The sequence below is a fragment of the Pseudomonas sp. GD04158 genome (assembly GCF_029834875.1).
Classification (GTDB): Bacteria; Pseudomonadota; Gammaproteobacteria; order Pseudomonadales; family Pseudomonadaceae; genus Aquipseudomonas; species Aquipseudomonas hydrolytica.
The window spans coordinates 74,153-92,959 of the sequence record NZ_JAODYT010000003.1; the positions used below are offsets into that span (position 1 = coordinate 74,153).

3 protein-coding genes (1 of these 3 running past the window's edge) are annotated in these 18,807 nt (G+C 66.9%); all 3 read right to left on the reverse strand.

Annotated features, from left to right (window positions below):
* Tightly spaced (each overlapping or abutting the next), the 3 genes in view from N7333_RS02275 to N7333_RS02285 form a layout consistent with a single transcriptional unit that may run on beyond the window.
* Entirely contained in the window at window positions 1–1,422 is a 1,422-nt protein-coding gene (locus N7333_RS02275; RefSeq protein WP_279858333.1) for an aspartate aminotransferase family protein, read from the reverse strand.
* Complete coding sequence (locus N7333_RS02280) at window positions 1,412–17,398, reverse strand: non-ribosomal peptide synthase/polyketide synthase (RefSeq protein ID WP_279858334.1); 15,987 nt, start codon at window positions 17,396–17,398, stop codon at window positions 1,412–1,414. Before N7333_RS02280 ends, N7333_RS02275 begins: the two co-directional genes overlap by 11 nt.
* Window positions 17,395–18,807: the 3' end of a non-ribosomal peptide synthetase gene (locus N7333_RS02285; protein ID WP_279858390.1), read on the reverse strand. The gene runs 8,241 nt beyond the window's last position; the window shows 1,413 of its 9,654 coding nt (coding positions 8,242–9,654); its start codon lies beyond the right edge, outside the window; the stop codon is at window positions 17,395–17,397. The genes N7333_RS02280 and N7333_RS02285 overlap by 4 nt, the downstream gene beginning before the upstream one ends.

Sequence of the window (18,807 nt, forward strand, 5' to 3'; positions counted from 1 at the left end):
TTAGTGGTTCACTGCAGCGTCGAGCGCGCTGGCGAAGATATCCGCCACCTGATCCACCTGTGCCGCCGTGATGATCAGCGGCGGCAGCAGACGCAGAACGCTGGAATGGCGCCCGCCCACCTCCAGAATCAGGCCACGGCGCAGGCACTGCTGCTGCACGGCCGAGGCCAGCGCGCGGTTGTGCGGTGCGCGCCCCATGGCGTCCGCCCTGCCCTGTGGATCGACGATCTCCACCCCGAGCATCAATCCCCTGCCGCGTACTTCACCAATCTGCGGATAGCGCGCCTGCAAGGCCTGCAGGTGAGCGCAGAGGCGTTCGCCCATGGCGGCGGCGTGCTGATCCAGACGCTCCTCGCGGATCAGGCGCAAGGTGGCCGCGCCTGCCGCCATGGCCATCTGGTTACCGCGGAAGGTGCCGGCGTGCGCCCCCGGCTGCCAGCGGTCGAGATCCTTGTGGTAGACCACCACCGCCAGCGGCAGGCTGCCGCCGATGGCCTTCGACAGCACCAGCACGTCCGGCGTGATGCCGGCATGCTCGAAGGCGAACAGCCTGCCGGTGCGCCCAATGCCGCACTGCACCTCGTCGAGAATCAGCGGTACACCGGCCTCGCGGGTGATGCGCCGAATGCCGCGCAACCAGTCGGCGGACGGGGCGATCACCCCGCCCTCGCCCTGTACCGTTTCGAGAATCATGCCGGCCGCCGGCAGCACGCCGCTTTCCGGGTCGCCTAGCTGGTTCTCGATGTAATGCAGACCGACCCGTTCGCCCTCGGCACCGCCCAAGCCGAACGGGCAGCGGTAGCCGTAAGGGTACGGCAGCATCTGCACGCCACTGATCATGCCGTCCAGGTACTGCTTGGGCCCCAGGCTGCCCATCAGGCTCAGGGCACCGTGGGTCATGCCATGGTAGGCGCCATGAAAGGCCAGCATCTGGCTGCGCCCGGTGGCCGTGCGCACCAGCTTCAATGCCGCCTCCACCGCATCGGTGCCGGCCGGCCCACAGAACTGGATGCGCGCATCGCGGGCGAACTCGGTCGGCAGGCAGGCGAACAGCTCGTTGATGAAGTCGTCCTTGGCTTCGGTCATCAGGTCCAGGGTGTGCAGCGGTCGCTTGCCATCGAGCAGACCACGAATGGCTTGCAACACGACGGGATGGTTATGCCCCAGGGCCAAGGTGCCGGCACCGGCCAGACAATCGATGAACCAGCGCCCCTCACTATCCTGCACATGGATGCCCTCGGCGCGGCGCAGCTCCAGCGGGATGCGCCTGGGATAGCTGCGCGCATTGGACTCCACCTCGCTCTGGTGCTGCAGCCTGGTCGTGCTGGCGAAGCGGTAGTCGGCGCCACGCAACGTCGCTTCCGGGCCGAGATCGAGCGCGACAGGCATGGGCAGCGGATCGTAATGCGGTTCAATTTGCATAATCGTGACTCTCCAGGCCCAGCGGCCGTGACGATTGATCGAGCGCAGCCAGTTGCCGGCTCAGGTGTTCGATGAAGGACGGATCGCGGACGATGCCCAGGTGGTCGGCCTCAACCCAGCTCGACAAGTGCAACTCGCGGCCCAGCGCAGCCTGCAGCAGCGCCTCGCCATTGCGGTTGTTCTCCGGCGAATGCGCGGCCCACCAGGCCTGCACCGGGCTGCGCAGCGGCTGGATATGCCGGTGCTGCGCAGCCAGCGCGTGCATGTGCCGCTCCAGGGCAAGCAACTGTTGCCAGTCGTCGTCGCCTGTGGCCGAGGCCTCTACCACGTCAGCGCGTGGCGCACGGGCCAGACCGGCGCCGGGGACATAACCGTCGACCAGGCCGACCAAGGCCACCGTCTTGCCCAGGCGTTCCAGCAGCCGGGCCATGGCCAGCACCAGGGCGCCGCCCATCGACCAGCCAAGCAGGTGATACGGGCCCTGCGGCTGGGTTTCCAGCATCACCCTGACGTAATCGCGGGCCATCTGTTCGAGGCTCTGATCACGCCAGGACGGCTGCAGCAATTGTCGGTTCTGCAGGCCGAACACCTGCCAGTGCGGCGCCAGGGCGCGGGCCAAGGGGTAGTAGCCGACCAGCGTGCCACTGACCGGATGAACGCAGAACAGCGTGGGTCGCCCGGCATCCGCCTGGTTCAGGCGCAGCAACGGGCTGGGCGCGGCAGCCGTCGTAGCTTCCTGGCGAGGGGCAGAAGCGGCCGGCGTGCCGTCGATCAGGGCTTGCAGTGCATCGCCCACCGCCGCCAGCAACGCCTCGATACGCTGCACGCGATGGCGCTGCGCACTGAATCGACAACTGAGGCTCAGACGACCGGCGAATACCTGGCCGTTGATTTCCAGCTCGCGGGTCAGCGCCGTGGCCGGGTCGACCAGAGTGCCCGGCGACTCGCTGGCGGGCATGAAGTGACCATCGCCAAGCTGCGCATCGAACTGCCCCAGGTAGTTGAAGGCGATATCCGGCTCACCCAACTCGGCCAGGCGGCGCCGCTGTTCGGCGTTACCCAGGTAGCGCAGCAGGCCATAACCCAGGCCCTTGTTCGGTACGCTGCGCAGGCGCTGACGCACGTTGGACAGGGTCTGCGGCAAGGTCTCCTGCGCCTGCAGGCGCAGCGGGTAGAGGCTGGTGAACCAGCCCAACGTCCGGCCGATATCCTGCTCAGCCTGTTCGTCGAGCCATTCACGCCCATGGCCTTCCAGGGCGATCAGGCTGTCGTCCAGCCCACTCCAGCGACGCAAGCCCTCGGCCAGCGCGGCGAGCAGCACTTCGTCCATGCGCGCATCCTGCTGTTTCAGGGTCTCGCGTAGCAGACGCCGGGTCTGCGCTTCGCTCAGCTGCCAGGTGCAGGTCTGCACCTGGGCATGGCTGGCTTCGCCGGCCGGGTCATCTACGGGCACACGCTGGCTGGCGTGCTGCGCCTGCCAGTAGCCCATCTCGCTGGCCAGTTGGGCTCCCTGCGCATGGCGCCACAGGTGCTCGGCCCAGGTCTGGTAGCTGCCCGGCCTGTCACCGAGATCGACCGGCTGGCCGATCACAGCCTGCTGGTAGGCGCGGGCCAGATCATCCAGCAGGACGCGCCAGGAAACGCCATCGATGATCAGGTGATGAGCGGCGAGCAGCAGGCGTTGGCTGCCATCCGGCAAGTCCGCGAGCAGCACCCGCAGCAGCGGACCGTGCTGCAGATCCAGGCTGCGCTGTGCTGCCTCGCATTGCGCCTGCAGGGCTGCGTCCGAGTCGATGCGGCGCTGCCGGAACAGCCGCTCGGCCTGCTCCTCGTCCCGGTAGAAGGCCTGCCAGTTGCCCGTTTCATCCTGACGGAAGGCCAGACGCAGCGCATCGTGATGCTCGATCAGCCCCTGCAGCGCGCTCAGCAAATGGGCAGCGTGCAGTGGTCGGCGCACATCCAGCAGCAAGGCCTGGTTCCAGTGCGCACGGTTGGCCATGGGCAAGGAGAAGAAATGCGCCTGGATCGGCGTCAGCGGCAGCTCGCCACTGGCCCGCTGCACCGCCACGGCTTGAGTGCCGAGCGGCGTCATCACAGCAGCCAGATCGGCCAGGCGCGGGTGCTGGAACACCGCCTTGGGAGTCAGCTCCCAGCCGGCCTTGCGCAGCCGCGTGACCAGGCTCAGGGACTGGATCGAATCGCCACCCAGGGCGAAGAACTGGGCATCGCGGCTGATCTGGCCAATACCGAGCAGCTCGCTCCACAGCTCGGCCAGCAGTCGTTCCTGCTCGGTGCGCGGCGCCTGGTGCTCGCCCGCTTCCACCTGCGGCTCCGGCAGGCTCTGCCGATCCAGCTTGCCGTTAGGCAACAGCGGCAGGCGCTCCAGCGCCAGGATATGGCTCGGCACCATATGCGCCGGCAGGCGCTGTTTGAGCTGCATTTTCAGCTCACTCTCGCTCAGCGCCTGGCCGCTGACGTAGCCCACCAGGCGCTTGCCTGCGGCACTGTCCTTGACCACCACCAGCGCTTCACCCACACCGGCGCAGGCTTTCAGCGCCGCTTCGACTTCGCCGATTTCGATGCGGAAGCCGCGCAGCTTGATCTGCTGATCCAGCCGGCCGAGGTATTCCAGCTGGCCGTCGGCACCGAGGCGCACGCGGTCGCCAGTGCGGTACAGGCGCTCGCCGGAGCGATAGGGATTGGGCACGAAGCGCTCGGCGGTAGCACCCGGTCGATCCAGGTAACCGCGCGCCAGCAGCCCGCCCAGGTACAGCTCGCCGGCCGCGCCGACCGGCAACAGGTTGAGGTCGGCATCCAGCACGTAACCCTGGCGCGCCCCAACGCGGTCGCCAATCGGCGCATAGGCCGTGGTGAAGTCGGCCGTGGCTGCCGGCACTCGCCACAGAGTCGGGGTGACCACGGTTTCAGTCGGGCCGTAGCCGTTGATGATCCATTGCGGTTGCAGGCTGCGAATCACCTGCTGCAGCAGCTCACGGCTGAAGGCTTCACCGGCGAAGCAATAGGTCTTCACCCCAGGCGCTTTGCCGCATTGCTCGGCCCACTCGGCCAGCTGGCGCAGGTAACTCGGTGGCAAGGCCACCACGCTGATGCCTTCTTCGATCAGGCAGTCGTAGGTCTGCTGCACGCTCCACAGTTGCTGGTCGCGGATCACCACCCGCGCACCGTGGCTCAGTGGCGTGAGCCAGCGCTCGTGGGCGCCGTCGAAGCTGACCGAGAGAAAGTGCAGTTCGCGATCCTCGGCCGTCAGTTCGTAACGCTCGCCAATGGTCTGGCAATGCAGGGCAATCGCACCATGGGCCACCGCAACGCCCTTGGGCTTGCCGGTGGAGCCGGAGGTGTAGATCAGATAGGCCAGTTGCTCGGGGTGGATATCCACCTCGGGCGCCTCAAGCGGCTGATCATTCAGTGGCAGATGATCGAGGTCGAGCACCTCGATACCTGCCACTTCGGGCAGGCGCGGCAAGGCCGCCTGGTGGCTCAGCAGCAGTTTTACTCCGGCGTCTTCGAGCATGTAGCGCAGGCGCTCTTCGGGGTAATCCGGGTCCAGCGGCACGTAGGCACCGCCAGCCTTGAGCACCGCCAGCAGGGCGACGAACAGGTCGATACCGCGCTCCAGCGCCACACCGACGCGCACCTCGGCGCCGACGCCACGGGCGATCAGCTGGTGGGCCAGGCGATTAGCGCGGGCTTCCAACTCGGCGAAGCTCAGGCGCTGCTGGCCGTGTACCAGGGCAATGGCCGTTGGGCGCAGACGCGCCTGCTCGGCGATGCGCTCCGGCAAGAGTTGAATGCTGTTCGGAACGGGTGTTGGGTTGTTCCACGCCTCGACCTCTTCCACCTCCGACTCACTCAACAATGGCAGATCAGCCAGCGACGCCTGTGGCATACGGCACGCTCCATCGAGCAGACGTAGGAACCGGCCGGCCAGGCGCTCGACACTGGAGGCATCGAACATATCGGTGGCGTAATCCAGGTAGGCCTCGATGCGGCCATCGGCCTGTTCGAGGGTGCCCAGCACCAGGTCGAAGTGGGCGCTCTGCCCCTGGCAGTCGAGGTTTTCGCACTGCAGGCCGGGCAACGTCTGCAGGGCGCTCTGGTCCTGCCGTTGATGGTTGTACGCCACCTGGAACAGCGGGTTGTGGCTCAGACTGCGCTCCGGCTGCAGGGCATCGACCAGTTGCTCGAAAGGCACATCCTGATGGGCCTGGGCGCCGACCACCCGCGACTTGACCTGACGCAGCAGGTCGACGAACGAGTGCTGCGCATCCACTTCACTGCGAATCACCAGGGTGTTGACGAACAGGCCGATCAGCCCCTCGCTCTCGCCCTGGGTACGCCCGGCCACCGGCACGCCAATGCGCAGGTCGTGCTGGCCGGTCAGGCGATACAGCAGGCTCTGGTAGACCGCCAGGATCAGCATGAACGGCGTCACTTCGTACAGTTGCGCCTGCTCACGCAGTCGTTCGACCAGGCTGGCCGGCACGTTGAAGGCATGCCGCGCCCCCTGCCCCAGACGCACGGCCGGACGCGGCCGGTCTGCCGGCAGCTCCAGCAGCGGCTGTTCGCTACCGAGCTGCTCGCGCCACCACTGCACCTGTTCGGCCAGGCGACTGCCAGCAAGATGATCACGCTGCCACAGGGCGTAGTCGGCGTACTGGATCGGCAGTGCCGCCAGCTCAACCGGCTGCCCTTCGGCATGGCCACGATAGAGCGCAGCGAACTCGTCGAGCAGCACCTGGATCGACCAACCGTCGGCGATGATGTGATGCAGGCAGAGCACCAGCACATGCTGTCGTGGATCCAGTTCAATCAGCGCCACACGCCAGGGCGGGCTCTGTTCCAGATCGAAGGGGCGCCGATTGACGCCATCGATCTGCTGCTGCAACTTCGCCTCGTCCTGCGCCTGCAGGCGCTCGATGCCAACCGCAATCGGCTGCTGCACACATTGCAGGGGCTCACCCGCCTCGCCGCTGGCGAAAGTGGTGCGCAGGCTTTCATGACGCTGGGCCAGGGTGTCGAAGCTGCGTTGCAGCGCCGAGACGTCCAGCTCCCCCATCAAACGCACGGCGCAAGGCAGGTGGTAGGCCAGGCTGTCGGGCTCCAGTTGGGCGAGGAACCACAGGCGCTGCTGAGCGAAGGACTGCGGGCTACGGGCTGGACGCTGGCGAGCCTGCAGACCGAAGCCAGGCGCAGCGTCGGCGGCCGCCAGCTGCAAGGCCTGGGCACTGAGAGTGCTGGCCTCGAAAGCGGCGCGTAGCGGCAGCTCACGCTGCAGGTGACGGCGAATCTGCGATACCAGTTGCGTGGCCAGTAGCGAATGACCACCGAGGGCGAAGAAATCATCCTCACGCCCTACCCGATCCACATCCAGCAGCTCCTGCCAGATGCTTGCGAGCTGGCTTTCCAGTCCGGGGCGTGGCGCCTGGTAATCGCGCTGAACGCGCTGCGGTTCCGGCAGCGCCTTGCGCTCCAGCTTGCCATTGGGCGACAGCGGCAGACGTTCGAGCGGGACGAAGTAGCTCGGCAGCATGAACTCGGGCAGGCGCTGTTTCAGCCGCGCCCGCAGCTCGACCTCGTCGTAATCGCTGCCGACCACATAGGCAACCAGTTGCTGGTCGCGCACCAGCACCACCGCCTCACGCAGCGCAGGATGTTCCAGCAGTGCTGCCTCGATCTCGCCCAGTTCGATACGCAGGCCGCGCAACTTCACCTGATGGTCGATGCGGCCCAGGTATTCCAGCACGCCCTCTTCGGTCCAGCGCGCCAGGTCGCCGCTGCGGTACAGACGCTGACCATCGCCGAAGGGGCTGGCGACGAAGCGTTCGGCGGTCAGCCCCGGACGACGGTGATAACCGCGGGCCAGGCCGACGCCACCGATATACAGCTCGCCAGCCACGCCAATCGGTTGCGGGTTGAGGCGTTCGTCGAGGATATGGATCTGCAGGTTGGCGATTGGTCGGCCAATCGGCACGCTGCGCCGCTCCTGGCCGCTGCAGCGCCAGTGGGTGACGTCGATGGCCGCTTCGGTCGGGCCATAAAGGTTGTACAGTTCGGCCTGCGGCAAGAGTTGCCGCGTGCTGCTGGCCAGTTCCGCCGGCAGCGCTTCACCGCTGCAGACGATGCGGCGCAGGCTTTCGCAGCCGTGCAAGTCACCATGACCGATGAAGGCCGCCAGCATCGAGGGCACGAAGTGCAAAGTGCTGATGCTCTCGCGCCCGATAAGCTCGACCAGTTTGGCGGGATCGCGGTGATCGCCCGGCTGCGCCATCACTAGGCGCGCACCCGTGATCAGCGGCCAGAAGAATTCCCACACCGACACATCGAAACTGAACGGGGTTTTCTGCAGCACCCGATCGTCAGCCGTCAGGTTGTAGGCCTGCTGCATCCAGGCCAGGCGGTTGTACAGCGCCGCATGGCTGTTGCCGGCCCCTTTGGGCTTGCCGGTGGAACCGGAGGTGTAGATCAGGTAGGCCAGCTGCTCGGGGTGAATCGCTACGTCGGGCGAGGTATGCGGCTCGCCGCTCACATCCAGATGATCGAGATTGAGCACCTGCACGCCGCCCACCTGCGGCAGGCTGTCGATCACCGCGTCGTGGCTCAGCAGCAGGCTGACACCGGCATCCTCGAGCATGTAGCGCAGGCGTTCGGCCGGGTATTCCGGGTCCATCGGCACGTAGGCGCCGCCGGCCTTGAGGATGGCGTACAGCGCTACCACCATCTCCACCGAACGCAGCGCCGCCACGCCCACCAGGCTGTCGCGAGTCACGCCAAACTTTTGCAGATGGTGGGCCAACTGGTTGGCACGCAGGTCCAGCTCGGCATAACTCAGCCGCTGCTCGCCGCACACCAGGGCGATGGTCTCGGGCTGCGCCTGCACACGGCGTTCGAACTGACGGTGCACCGCCTCGACCACGCCGTAATCGACGCGGGTGGCGTTGAAGCTGGTCAGGGCCAGACGATCCTGATCATCGTCCAGGCGATGCTCGCCAATGGCCAGTTGCGGCTGTTCCAGCAGTTGCTCCAGCAGGCGGATAAAGCGCTGGTGAAGGCGCTCCACCGTCGCTGCCTCGAACAGGTCCAGGGCGTAGTTCCAGTTGCCGCTGAACTGACCGTAGCGATCTTCCTGGGTGTTGAGCGCCAGGTCGAACTGGCTGCCGCCATCGGCCAGGGTCAGCACCTCGGCGTGCAGATCCTGCAACTGCCCCAGCGCCTCGTGGCGCACCTGCTGATGGTCATAGGCCACCTGGAACAGCGGGTTGTGGCTGAGGCTGCGCTCGGGCTGCAACGCCTCGACCAGTTGCTCGAAGGGCAGCTCCTGGTGCGCCTGAGCCTCCAGGCTGGTGCGCCTGATCTGCTCGACCAGCGCCGTGAAGCTCTGCTGCGGAGCAACCTCGCTGCGCAGCACCTGGCTGTTGACGAACAGGCCGATCAGCCCTTCGACCTCGGCGCGCGTACGCCCGGCGATGGGCACGCCGACGCGCAAATCGCGCTGCCCGCTCAGGCGATGCAGCAACACCTTGTAGGCGCCCAGCAACACCATGAAGGGCGTCGCGTTCTGCGCCTGGGCCAAGTCGCGCAGGCGCTCGCCCAGGGCTGCGCCGAGACGGAAATGCACCCGTCCACCGCGAAAGCTTTGCCGCGCCGGTCGCGGATGGTCGCAAGGCAGCTCCAGCAGCGGCTGCTCGTCGCCCAGCTGCTCGCGCCAGTAGGCCAGTTGCCGTGCGCCTTCACCGCCTGCCAGCCACTCACGCTGCCAGGCCGCGTAATCGGCGTACTGCACGGTCAGCGCCGGCAGTACAGCCGCCACGCCAGCGCGGGCGGCGTTGTACAGGGCGGCGAATTCGGCGAGCAGAATTTGCACGGACCAGCCATCGGACAGCAGGTGATGCAAACACAACAGCAGGCGCTGCTCACCCGGCTCCAGGGTCACCAGGGCGACACGCCAGGGCGGCGACTGCTGCAGCTCGAAAGGCTTTTCCATAAATGCCCGCGCCAGGGCCTGGAAGGCGTGCTCGCCCCTGGCCTGGAGCATCTCCAGATTCACCAACGCCTGCGGCTGTATGCATTGCAGCGGCTGGCCGTCGGCGTCCTGAGTGAAGGTGGTACGCAGAATCCAGTGACGCTCGGCCAGGGCTTCGAAGGCCTGCTGCAGCGCCTGCCGGTCCACCTCACCACGCAGACGCAGCACGCCCGGCAGGTGGTAGGCACTGCTGCTCGGCTCCAGTTGCTGGAGGAACCACAGGCGCTGCTGAGCGAAAGACTGTGGCACCTGCGCCCGCTCGCCCCTGGCCTGCAGAGGCAGGTCGACGGCCTGAGCAGCCTGTTCCAGCTGCCTGGCCAGATCGCTGAGCAGCGGCGCCTCGAACACGGCGCGTAGCGGCAGATCCAGCCCGTGCGCATGGCGCAGGCGGGAGATCAGTTGCGTCGCCAGCAGCGAGTGGCCGCCCAGCTCGAAGAAGTGATCGTCACGGCCGATGCGCGGCTGCGCCAGCAGCTCGCTCCACAGCTCGGCCAGCAGCCGTTCCTGCTCGGTGCGCGGCGCCTGGTACTCGCCCGCTTCCACCTGTGGCTCCGGCAGACTCTGCCGATCCAGCTTGCCGTTGGGCAGCAGCGGCAGTCGCTCCAGCGCCAGGATATGGCTCGGCACCATATGCGCAGGCAGGCGCTGCTTGAGCTGCGCTTTCAACTCACTCTCGCTCAGACCCTGGCCGCTGACGTAACCCACCAGACGCTTGCCTGCGGCGCTGTCCTTGACCACCACCAGCGCTTCGCCCACGCCGGCGCAGGCTTTCAGCGCCGCCTCGACTTCGCCGATCTCGATACGGAAGCCGCGCAGCTTGATCTGCTGATCCAGCCGGCCCAGGTATTCCAACTGGCCATCAGCGCCGAGCCGTACACGGTCGCCGGTGCGGTACAGGCGCTCACCGGGGCGGTACGGATTGGGCACGAAGCGCTCGGCGGTGGCGCCCGGTCGATCCAGATAACCACGCGCCAACAATCCGCCCAGATACAGCTCGCCAGCCACGCCGACCGGCAACAGGTTGAGGTCGGCATCCAGCACGTAACCCTGGCGCGCGCCGACGCGATCACCAATCGGTGCGTAGGCCGTGGTGAAGTCGGCCGTGGCCGCCGGCACTCGCCACAGGGTCGGGGTGACCACGGTTTCGGTCGGCCCGTAGCCGTTGATGATCCATTGCGGCTGCAGGCTGCGAATCACCTGCTGCAACAGCTCGCGGCTGAAGGCTTCACCGGCGAAGCAGTAGGTTTTCACCCCGGGCGCTTTGCCGCATTGCTCGGCCCATTCGGCCAACTGGCGCAGGTAGCTCGGCGGCAAGGCCACCACGCTGATGCCTTCTGCGATCAGGCAATCGTAGGTCTGCTGCACGCTCCACAGCTGCTGGTCGCGGATCACCACCCGCGCGCCATGGCTCAGTGGCGTCAGCCAGCGCTCGTGGGCGCCGTCGAAACTGACCGAAAGGAAGTGCAGCTCGCGATCCTCGGCGGTCAGTTCGTAACGCTCGCCAATGGCCTGGCAATGCAGGGCAATGGCACCATGAGCCACCGCAACGCCCTTGGGCTTGCCGGTGGAGCCGGAGGTGTAGATCAGATAGGCCAGTTGCTCGGGGTGGATATCCACCTCGGGCGCCTCAAGCGGCTGATCATTCAGTGGCAGATGATCGAGGTCGAGCACCTCGATACCTGCCACTTCGGGCAGGCGCGGCAAGGCCGCCTGGTGGCTCAGCAGCAGTTTTACTCCGGCGTCTTCGAGCATGTAGCGCAGGCGCTCTTCGGGGTAATCCGGGTCCAGCGGCACATAGGCACCGCCGGCCTTGAGCACCGCCAGCAGGGCAACGAACAGCTCGATGCCACGTTCCAGCGCTACACCGACGCGCACCTCGGCGCCGACGCCACGGGCGATCAACTGATGGGCCAGACGATTGGCGCGGGCTTCCAGCTCGGCGAAGCTCAGGCGCTGCTGGCCATGCACCAGGGCAATGGCCGTCGGGCGCAGGCGCGCCTGCTCGGCGATACTCTGTGGCAATAGCTGAGGGGTATCGGGAGCTGGAGAAGCATCATTCCAGTCCTCGACCTCGGCCACCTCGCTTTCATCCAGCAAGGGCAGTTCGCCGATGCAGCACTGCGCATCGGCGCACAGGGCTTGCAGCAGTCGCTCGAACTGGCGACTCATGCCGGCGATCTGCCGGTCGCTGAAATGCGCGCGCTGATAGTGCCAGTGCACCTGCAGCTCGTTGCCAGCCATCACCGCCAGGCTCAGCGGGTAATGGGTCTGCTCGTGCGCCTGCAGATTGGTAAAGCGCAGGCCATCGCCCTGCCCCTGCAGCACCTGATCCACCGGGTAGTTCTCGAACACCAGCAGGGTATCGAACAGCTCGCGCCCGGCGTGGCCGGCCAGTTGTTGCAGGCGGAACAGCGGCACCTGCTCGTGCTCGCGCAACGTCAGGTTGTGCGCCTGCAACGCATCGAGCCAGTCGCCGACAGGCCCCTGAGGCTGCGGCGCCTGCACCACCGGCAGGGTATTGATGAACAGGCCAAGCATGTGTTCGATGCCCGCCACACTCGCCGGCCGCCCCGCTACGGTGGCACCGAAGGCCACCTGGCGGCGCCCGCAATAACGCTGCAGAAGCAGCGTCCAGGTCGCCTGGATCAGGGTATTGAGGGTGATGCGTCGAGCCCTGGCAAAGGCTTCGAGTTCAGCACGCGGCAGGTTCAGGATATGCACGCCGCTGCCGCTTGCAGAGAACTCGCTGCGCAGACTGCCAGTCAGTAACGTCGGCTCATCGAAGCCCTGCAGCTGCTCACGCCAGAACGCCTCGCTGACAGCGAGATCCTGGCGTTGCAGCCAGGCCAGGTAATCCGGGTAATGCCCGACCTCGTGCGCGCCGCCCTCGCCGCGTGTGTCCTGCAGTACCTGCGCCAGCAGCGCGGCACTGCTCCAGCCGTCGAGCAGGATATGGTGCAGGGTCCAGATCAGTTGATGACGCCCTTCCCCCAGGCGTACCAGCGCCAGGCGCATCAGCGGCGGCCGCGTCAGGTCGAATGGCGTCTCGCGCTCATCGCGCAGCAGTGCCTGAAGATCGAGGTCGCTTCCCTCCAGTTCGCGAATCATCAGATGCGTCTCGCGCTGCACCAGCTGCACCGCCTGTTGATCGGCGCCCAGGCGCAGGAAGGCTGCGCGCAGCAACGGATGGCGCTGCAGCGCAGCCGCCCAGGCCGCCTTGAAACGCGCCACCGGCAAGCCCTCGACCTCCAGGCTGAGCTGATTGACGTAGGCACCATCGGCCACCTGCAGTTCGCTGTGGAACAACAGGCCCTGCTGCATCGGTGTCAGCGGATAGATGTCTTCGATCTGCCGGGCCGGTAGCGGCAGGCTGTCGAGATCGGCCTGGCTGAGCGGCACGAAGGGGAAATCGCTGGGGGTGACAGCAGCCTGCGTGCGGCAGTGCTGCACCAGCTCGACGAGCGCGCAGTGGTACGCCTCGAGCAGCGCGATGATGCGCTCGCGCTCGAAGCGCTCATGGCTGAAGGTGCAGGTGAACTGCAGGCAGCCGCCCGTGACGCGACCGTCCAGAGCAAGGGCACAGGCCAGCGGTGCGCTGGCGTCGCGTTGCGCGCCGGACGCTTCCTCGGCCAGATCGAACAACTGCCCGCTGGTCTGCAGGCGGCCCAGGTAGTTGAACAGCAGCGCGTCGTCCAGCGCCGGCAGGTCCTCGCCCTGCAGGTATTTCAGCAGGCCGTAACCGATGCCGCCGCGCGGCACCCGGCGCAGGTTCTCCTTGGTGCCCTTGAGGGTCGCATCCCAGTCGTCACCGGCCTGCAGCAACAGCGGGTAGAGGCTGGTGAACCAGCCCAGGGTCTGGCTCAGGTCGAGCTCCTCGAACAGCGCTTCGCGGCCATGGCCTTCGAGGGCGATCAGGGTTTGCGCCTGCCCGTTCCAGTCACGCAGGGCATGGGCCAGTGCACTGAGCAGCAGGTCGTTGATCTGCGTGCGGTACGCCGCCGGAGCCTGTGTCAGCAGCGCCTCGGTGGTGGTGGGGTCGAGCTGCACCTCCAACCGTTCAGCGCAGGCCGTCAGGTTGCGCCCTTGCGGGTGGTCGCAGGGCAGCCCGCGATCAGCCGGCAGCGCCTGCCAGTAAGCACGTTCGGCGGCCACTTCGGGGCTGGACGCATAGGCCGCCAGGCGCTCGCTCCAGCTCTGCCAGGCACTACTCTTGCGCCCCAGATCGGCAGCGGCGCCCACGCCCAGCTGCGCATAGGCACGCTGCAGGTCATCGAGCAGGATGCGCCAGGAAACGCCATCGATCACCAGGTGGTGGACCACCAGCAACAGGCGCTCGCCGCCTTCGTGCAACTGCACCAGCACGGCGCGTAGCAGCGGGCCATGGCTCAGATCGAGGCTGGCCTGCACCTCGTCGCACAGCGCGCTCAGCTCGGCCAGGCTGCAGCGCTCGACGCGCAGTTCGAGCGTTTCGGCCTCGGCCGCATAGCGCTGGCGCCAGCTGTCGCCTTGCTGCTGAAAACGCAGGCGCAAGGCGTCGTGTTGCTCCAGCACGGCCTGCAGGGCAGCGTGGAGGCGCTGCGGCTGCAGCGGCTCGCGTGCACTGAGCAGCACCGACTGGTTCCAGTGCTGACGATTGTTCATCGGCTGGGCGAAGAACCAGTGTTGGATCGGCGTCAGCGGGATGTCGCGCTGACTGTCGATGATGCAGCCCGACGTCTCGGCGCTGCGGGTTGCGACCTGGGCCAGCTCGGCAATGCTCTGACGCTCGAACAGCTGCCGTGGCGTCAGCTCGATGCCCTGACGGCGGGCACGGGCAATGATCTGCAGGCTGAGAATGGAATCGCCACCCAGCTCGAAGAAGTTGTCGTCGCGCCCTACTCGTTCTACACCCAGCAGCTCCTGCCAGATGCTTGCGAGCTGGCTTTCCAGGCTGGAGCGCGGCGCCTGGTAGTCACGCTGAACGCGCTGCGGCTCCGGCAACGCCTTGCGCTCCAGTTTGCCATTGGGCGACAGCGGCAGGCACTCGAGCTGCATTACATGGCTCGGCAGCATGAACTCGGGCAGGCGCTGTTTCAGACGCGCCCGTAGCTCGACTTCGTCGTAATCGCCACCGACCACATAGGCCACCAGCTGTTGATCGCGCACCAGCACCACCGCCTCACGCAGCGCCGGATGTTCCAGCAGCGCCGCTTCGATCTCGCCCAGTTCGATACGCAGGCCGCGCAGCTTCACCTGATGGTCGATACGGCCGAGGTATTCCAGCACGCCCTCTTCGGTCCAGCGCGCCAGATCACCACTGCGATATAGGCGCTGGCAATCGCCGAAGGGGCTGGCGACGAAACGCTCGGCGGTCAGTCCCGGACGACGGTGGTAACCCCGTGCCAGGCCGATGCCGCCGATATACAGCTCCCCCGCCACGCCGATTGGCTGCGGGTTGAGGCGTTCGTCGAGGATATGGATCTGCAGGTTGGCGATTGGTCGACCAATCGGCACGCTGCGCCGTTCCTGGCCGCTGCAGCGCCAGTGGGTCACGTCGATGGCCGCCTCGGTCGGGCCATACAGGTTGTACAGCTCGGCCTGCGGCAGCAGTTGCCGCGTGCTGCTGGCCAGCTCTGCCGGCAGCGCTTCGCCGCTGCAGACGATACGTCGCAGGCTCTCGCAGCCGTGCAAGTCACCATGGCCGACAAAGGCCGCCAGCATCGAAGGCACGAAGTGCAAGGTGCTGATGCTCTCGCGCGCGATCAGCTCGACCAGCTTGGCCGGGTCGCGGTGATCGCCCGGCTGCGCCACCACCAGACGCGCGCCCGTGATCAGCGGCCAGAAGAATTCCCACACCGACACGTCGAAACTGAACGGGGTCTTCTGCAGCACCCGATCATCCGCCGTGAGCTGGTAAGCCTCCTGCATCCAGGCCAGGCGGTTGTACAGCGCCGCATGGCTGTTGCCGGCCCCTTTGGGCTTGCCGGTGGAGCCGGAGGTGTAGATCAGGTAGGCCAGTTGCTCGGGGTGAATCGCTACCTCGGGCGCGGTCTGCGGCTCTTGAGAAAGATCCAGATGATTGAGGTTGAGCACCTGCACGCTGCTCACCTGCGGCAGGCTGTCGATCACCGCATCGTGGCTCAGCAGCAGGCTGACGCCAGAGTCTTCGAGCATGTAGCGCAGACGCTCGGCCGGATATTCCGGGTCCATCGGCACGTAGGCGCTGCCCGCCTTGAGGATGGCGTACAGCGCCACCACCATCTCCACCGAACGCAGCGCCGCCACGCCCACCAGGCTGTCGCGAGTTACGCCAAGCTTTTGCAAATGGTGGGCCAGTTGGTTGGCGCGCAGGTCCAGCTCGGCGTAGCTCAGACGCTGGTCGCCGAACACCAGGGCGATGGCCTGCGGCTGCACCTGTACGCGACGTTCGAACTGACGATGCACCGGCTCCACCGCACCGTAATCCACGCGAGTGGCGTTGAAGCTGGTCAGGGCCAGGCGATCCTGATCATCGTCCAGGCGGTGCTCGCCGATGGCCAGTTGCGGCTGTTCCAGCAATTGCTCCAGCAGGCGAATGAAACGCTGATGCAGACGCTCCACCGTGGCTGTTTCGAACAGATCCAGGGCGTAGTTCCAGTTGCCGGCCAGCTCCTCACCCGGGCCTTCCCAGGTGTGCAGGGCCAGGTCGAACTGCGCGCTGCCGCTGTCCAGGCCGATCAGCTCGGCACGCAGGCCGGACGTCAGTTGCAGGCTGTCCTGCGGGCGCTGCTGGTGGTTGTACAGCACCTGGAACAGCGGGTTGTGGCTGAGACTGCGCTCGGGCTGCAACGCCTCGACCAGTTGCTCGAAGGGCAGCGCCTGATTCGCCTGGGCACCCTGCGCCGTGCGCAGCACCTGCGCCAGCAGTTGCTCGAAACTCTGCTCACCGCTCAGCTCGCTGCGCAGCACCTGGGTATTGACGAAGAAGCCGATCAGCCCCTGGCTTTCGCTCTGCATACGCCCGGCAATGGGCACGCCGACACGCAGGTCGCGCTGGCCGCTCAGGCGGTGCAGCAACACCTTGTAGGCCGCCAACAGCACGGTGAACGGCGTGCAGCCCTGTTGCCGCGCCAGCTCGCGCACGCGGGCGGCAAGCGCGGGCTCCACGCGAAAGGCCAGACGCGCGCCACGAAAGCTCTGCTGCGCCGGGCGCGAATGATCGCAAGGCAGCTCCAGCAACGGCTGCTCGTCGCCCAGTTGCTCACGCCAGTAGGCCAGCTGCCGCTCGCCTTCGCCGGCATCCAGGCAGGCGCGCTGCCACAGGGCGTGGTCGGCGTAGCTCAGCGGCAGCTCGGCGAGTGCGGCAGGCTCGCCCTGCACGCGCACGCGATAGAACTGCGCCAGCTCGGTCAACAACAGCTGGATCGACCAGCCGTCGGCGATGATGTGGTGCAGACAGACCAGCAGCACATGCCGCTGCTCGTCCTGGCGCAGCAGGCCGATGCGCCACAGCGGCGCCTGTTCGAGGTCGAACGGGCGCTGGGCGAACTCACGCGTCAGGGCGGCAAAGTCATCGCCCTGCAGCGGTTCCAGGGTCAGTGCCGGCGCCGCGTCGACGCACTGGCGCGGGTTGCCGTCGGCATCGGCGAAGAAGCGCGTGCGCAGGCTCGCATGACGTTGCGCCAGATCGCTGAAGGCGCCCAGCAAGGCAGCCTCGTCCAATGGCCCCTGCAACTGCAGGGCGCCCGGCAGGTGATAGGCGCTGTTGCCCGGCTGCAGCTGTTCGAGGAACCACAGGCGCTGCTGCGCGTAGGACAGCACACTGCCCTCGGCATCGGCCGCTCCCGGCGGAATCGGCAGTGCCGAGGCGTCGAGCCCCTGCTCGCGCAGCTTGTCGAGGAAGGCGCGGCGCTGCTGCGGCCCCAGGCCGAGAAAGCGACGCGACAGCAGCAGGGCTTTGTCATGCAACAGATTCACTGAATTTCCTCCAGAGCGCTCATCAGGTCGTCGAGCGCGTCCAGGCGTTCATCGTTGAGGGCCTGGCTTTCCAGGCTGCAGATCAGGCTGGCCATGCTGGCCACGGTGGTGGCCTCGAAGGCCTGCGCCAGCGGCACCGTAACGCCGCGCGTTTCGCGGATAAGGGCCAGCAGGCGGGTGGCCAGCAGCGAGTGGCCGCCGAGTTCGAAGAAGTGGTCGTGACGGCCGACCTGCTCCACCTTGAGCAGGTCGCGCCAGAGCTGCGCCAGATGCTGTTCCAGCTCGCCCTGTGGCGCCTCGACGCTGCGCACCTGCGCCTGTGGCGCCGGCAGTGCGCGGCGATCCAGCTTGCCGTTGGCGTTGAGCGGCAGGCGCGGCAACAGGATGATCTGCGCCGGTACCATGAAGGCTGGCAACTGCGCAGCCAGGGCCTCGCGCAGCGCCTGCACCTCGACCTGCTGGCCGGCCTCGGCCACGCCATAGGCGATCAGCTGCGTACCGGCTGCCCCTTCGTGGGCAACCACCACGGCCTGGCGCAAGGGCGCGCTGGCCAGCAGGCAGGCTTCGATCTCGCCCAGCTCGATGCGTTGGCCACGGATCTTCACCTGGAAGTCCACCCGGCCGACGTATTCGAGCTGTCCCTCGGCATTCCAGCGCGCCAGGTCGCCACTGCGGTACAGGCGCTCGCCCGGTGCGCCGAAAGGGTCGGGCACGAAGCGTTCGGCCGTCAGCCCCGGGCGCGCGGCATAGCCACGGCCCACACCGGTGCCACCGATATACAGCTCGCCGACCACACCGCTGGGCAACAACTCGAGGTCGCCGCTCAGCACGTACAGACCGTTGTTGTCGGTCGGCTGGCCAATGGCGATGGGCTGTCGCCGTGGCGGCGCCGCATCCAGGCGGTACAGCGCCACGTCATCGGCGCATTCGGCCGGACCGTAGGCGTTGATCATCGGCACCTGCGGGTAGCGGGCGAACCAGCGCGTGGCCAGCTCATGACTCAGCGCCTCGCCGGTGGGCAACAGCCAGCGCAGTGCCGGCAGCGCCACGGCCGACGCTTCGAGCATGCCGTCGATCACCGCCGGCACCGCCTCCAGCACGCTCACCCCGGTATCAGCGACGCACGCGAGCAGGGCCTGCGGATCGTGGGTGATGGCATCGGGGATGATCTCCAGCGCACCACCGAACAGCGGCGCGGTGAGCAGTTGCCAGACCGAGATATCGAAGCCGGTGGCAGCGGTCTGGGCGATCACGTCCGCTTCACCGAGTTGCAGGTAAGGCACCTTGGCCAACTGGTTGTTGAGCATGCCGCGCTGGTTGACCATCACCCCTTTTGGCTCGCCGGTGGAACCGGAGGTGTAGATCAGGTAAGCCAGGTGCTCGGGGCCGGCGTAGCGCCCGGGATTGTC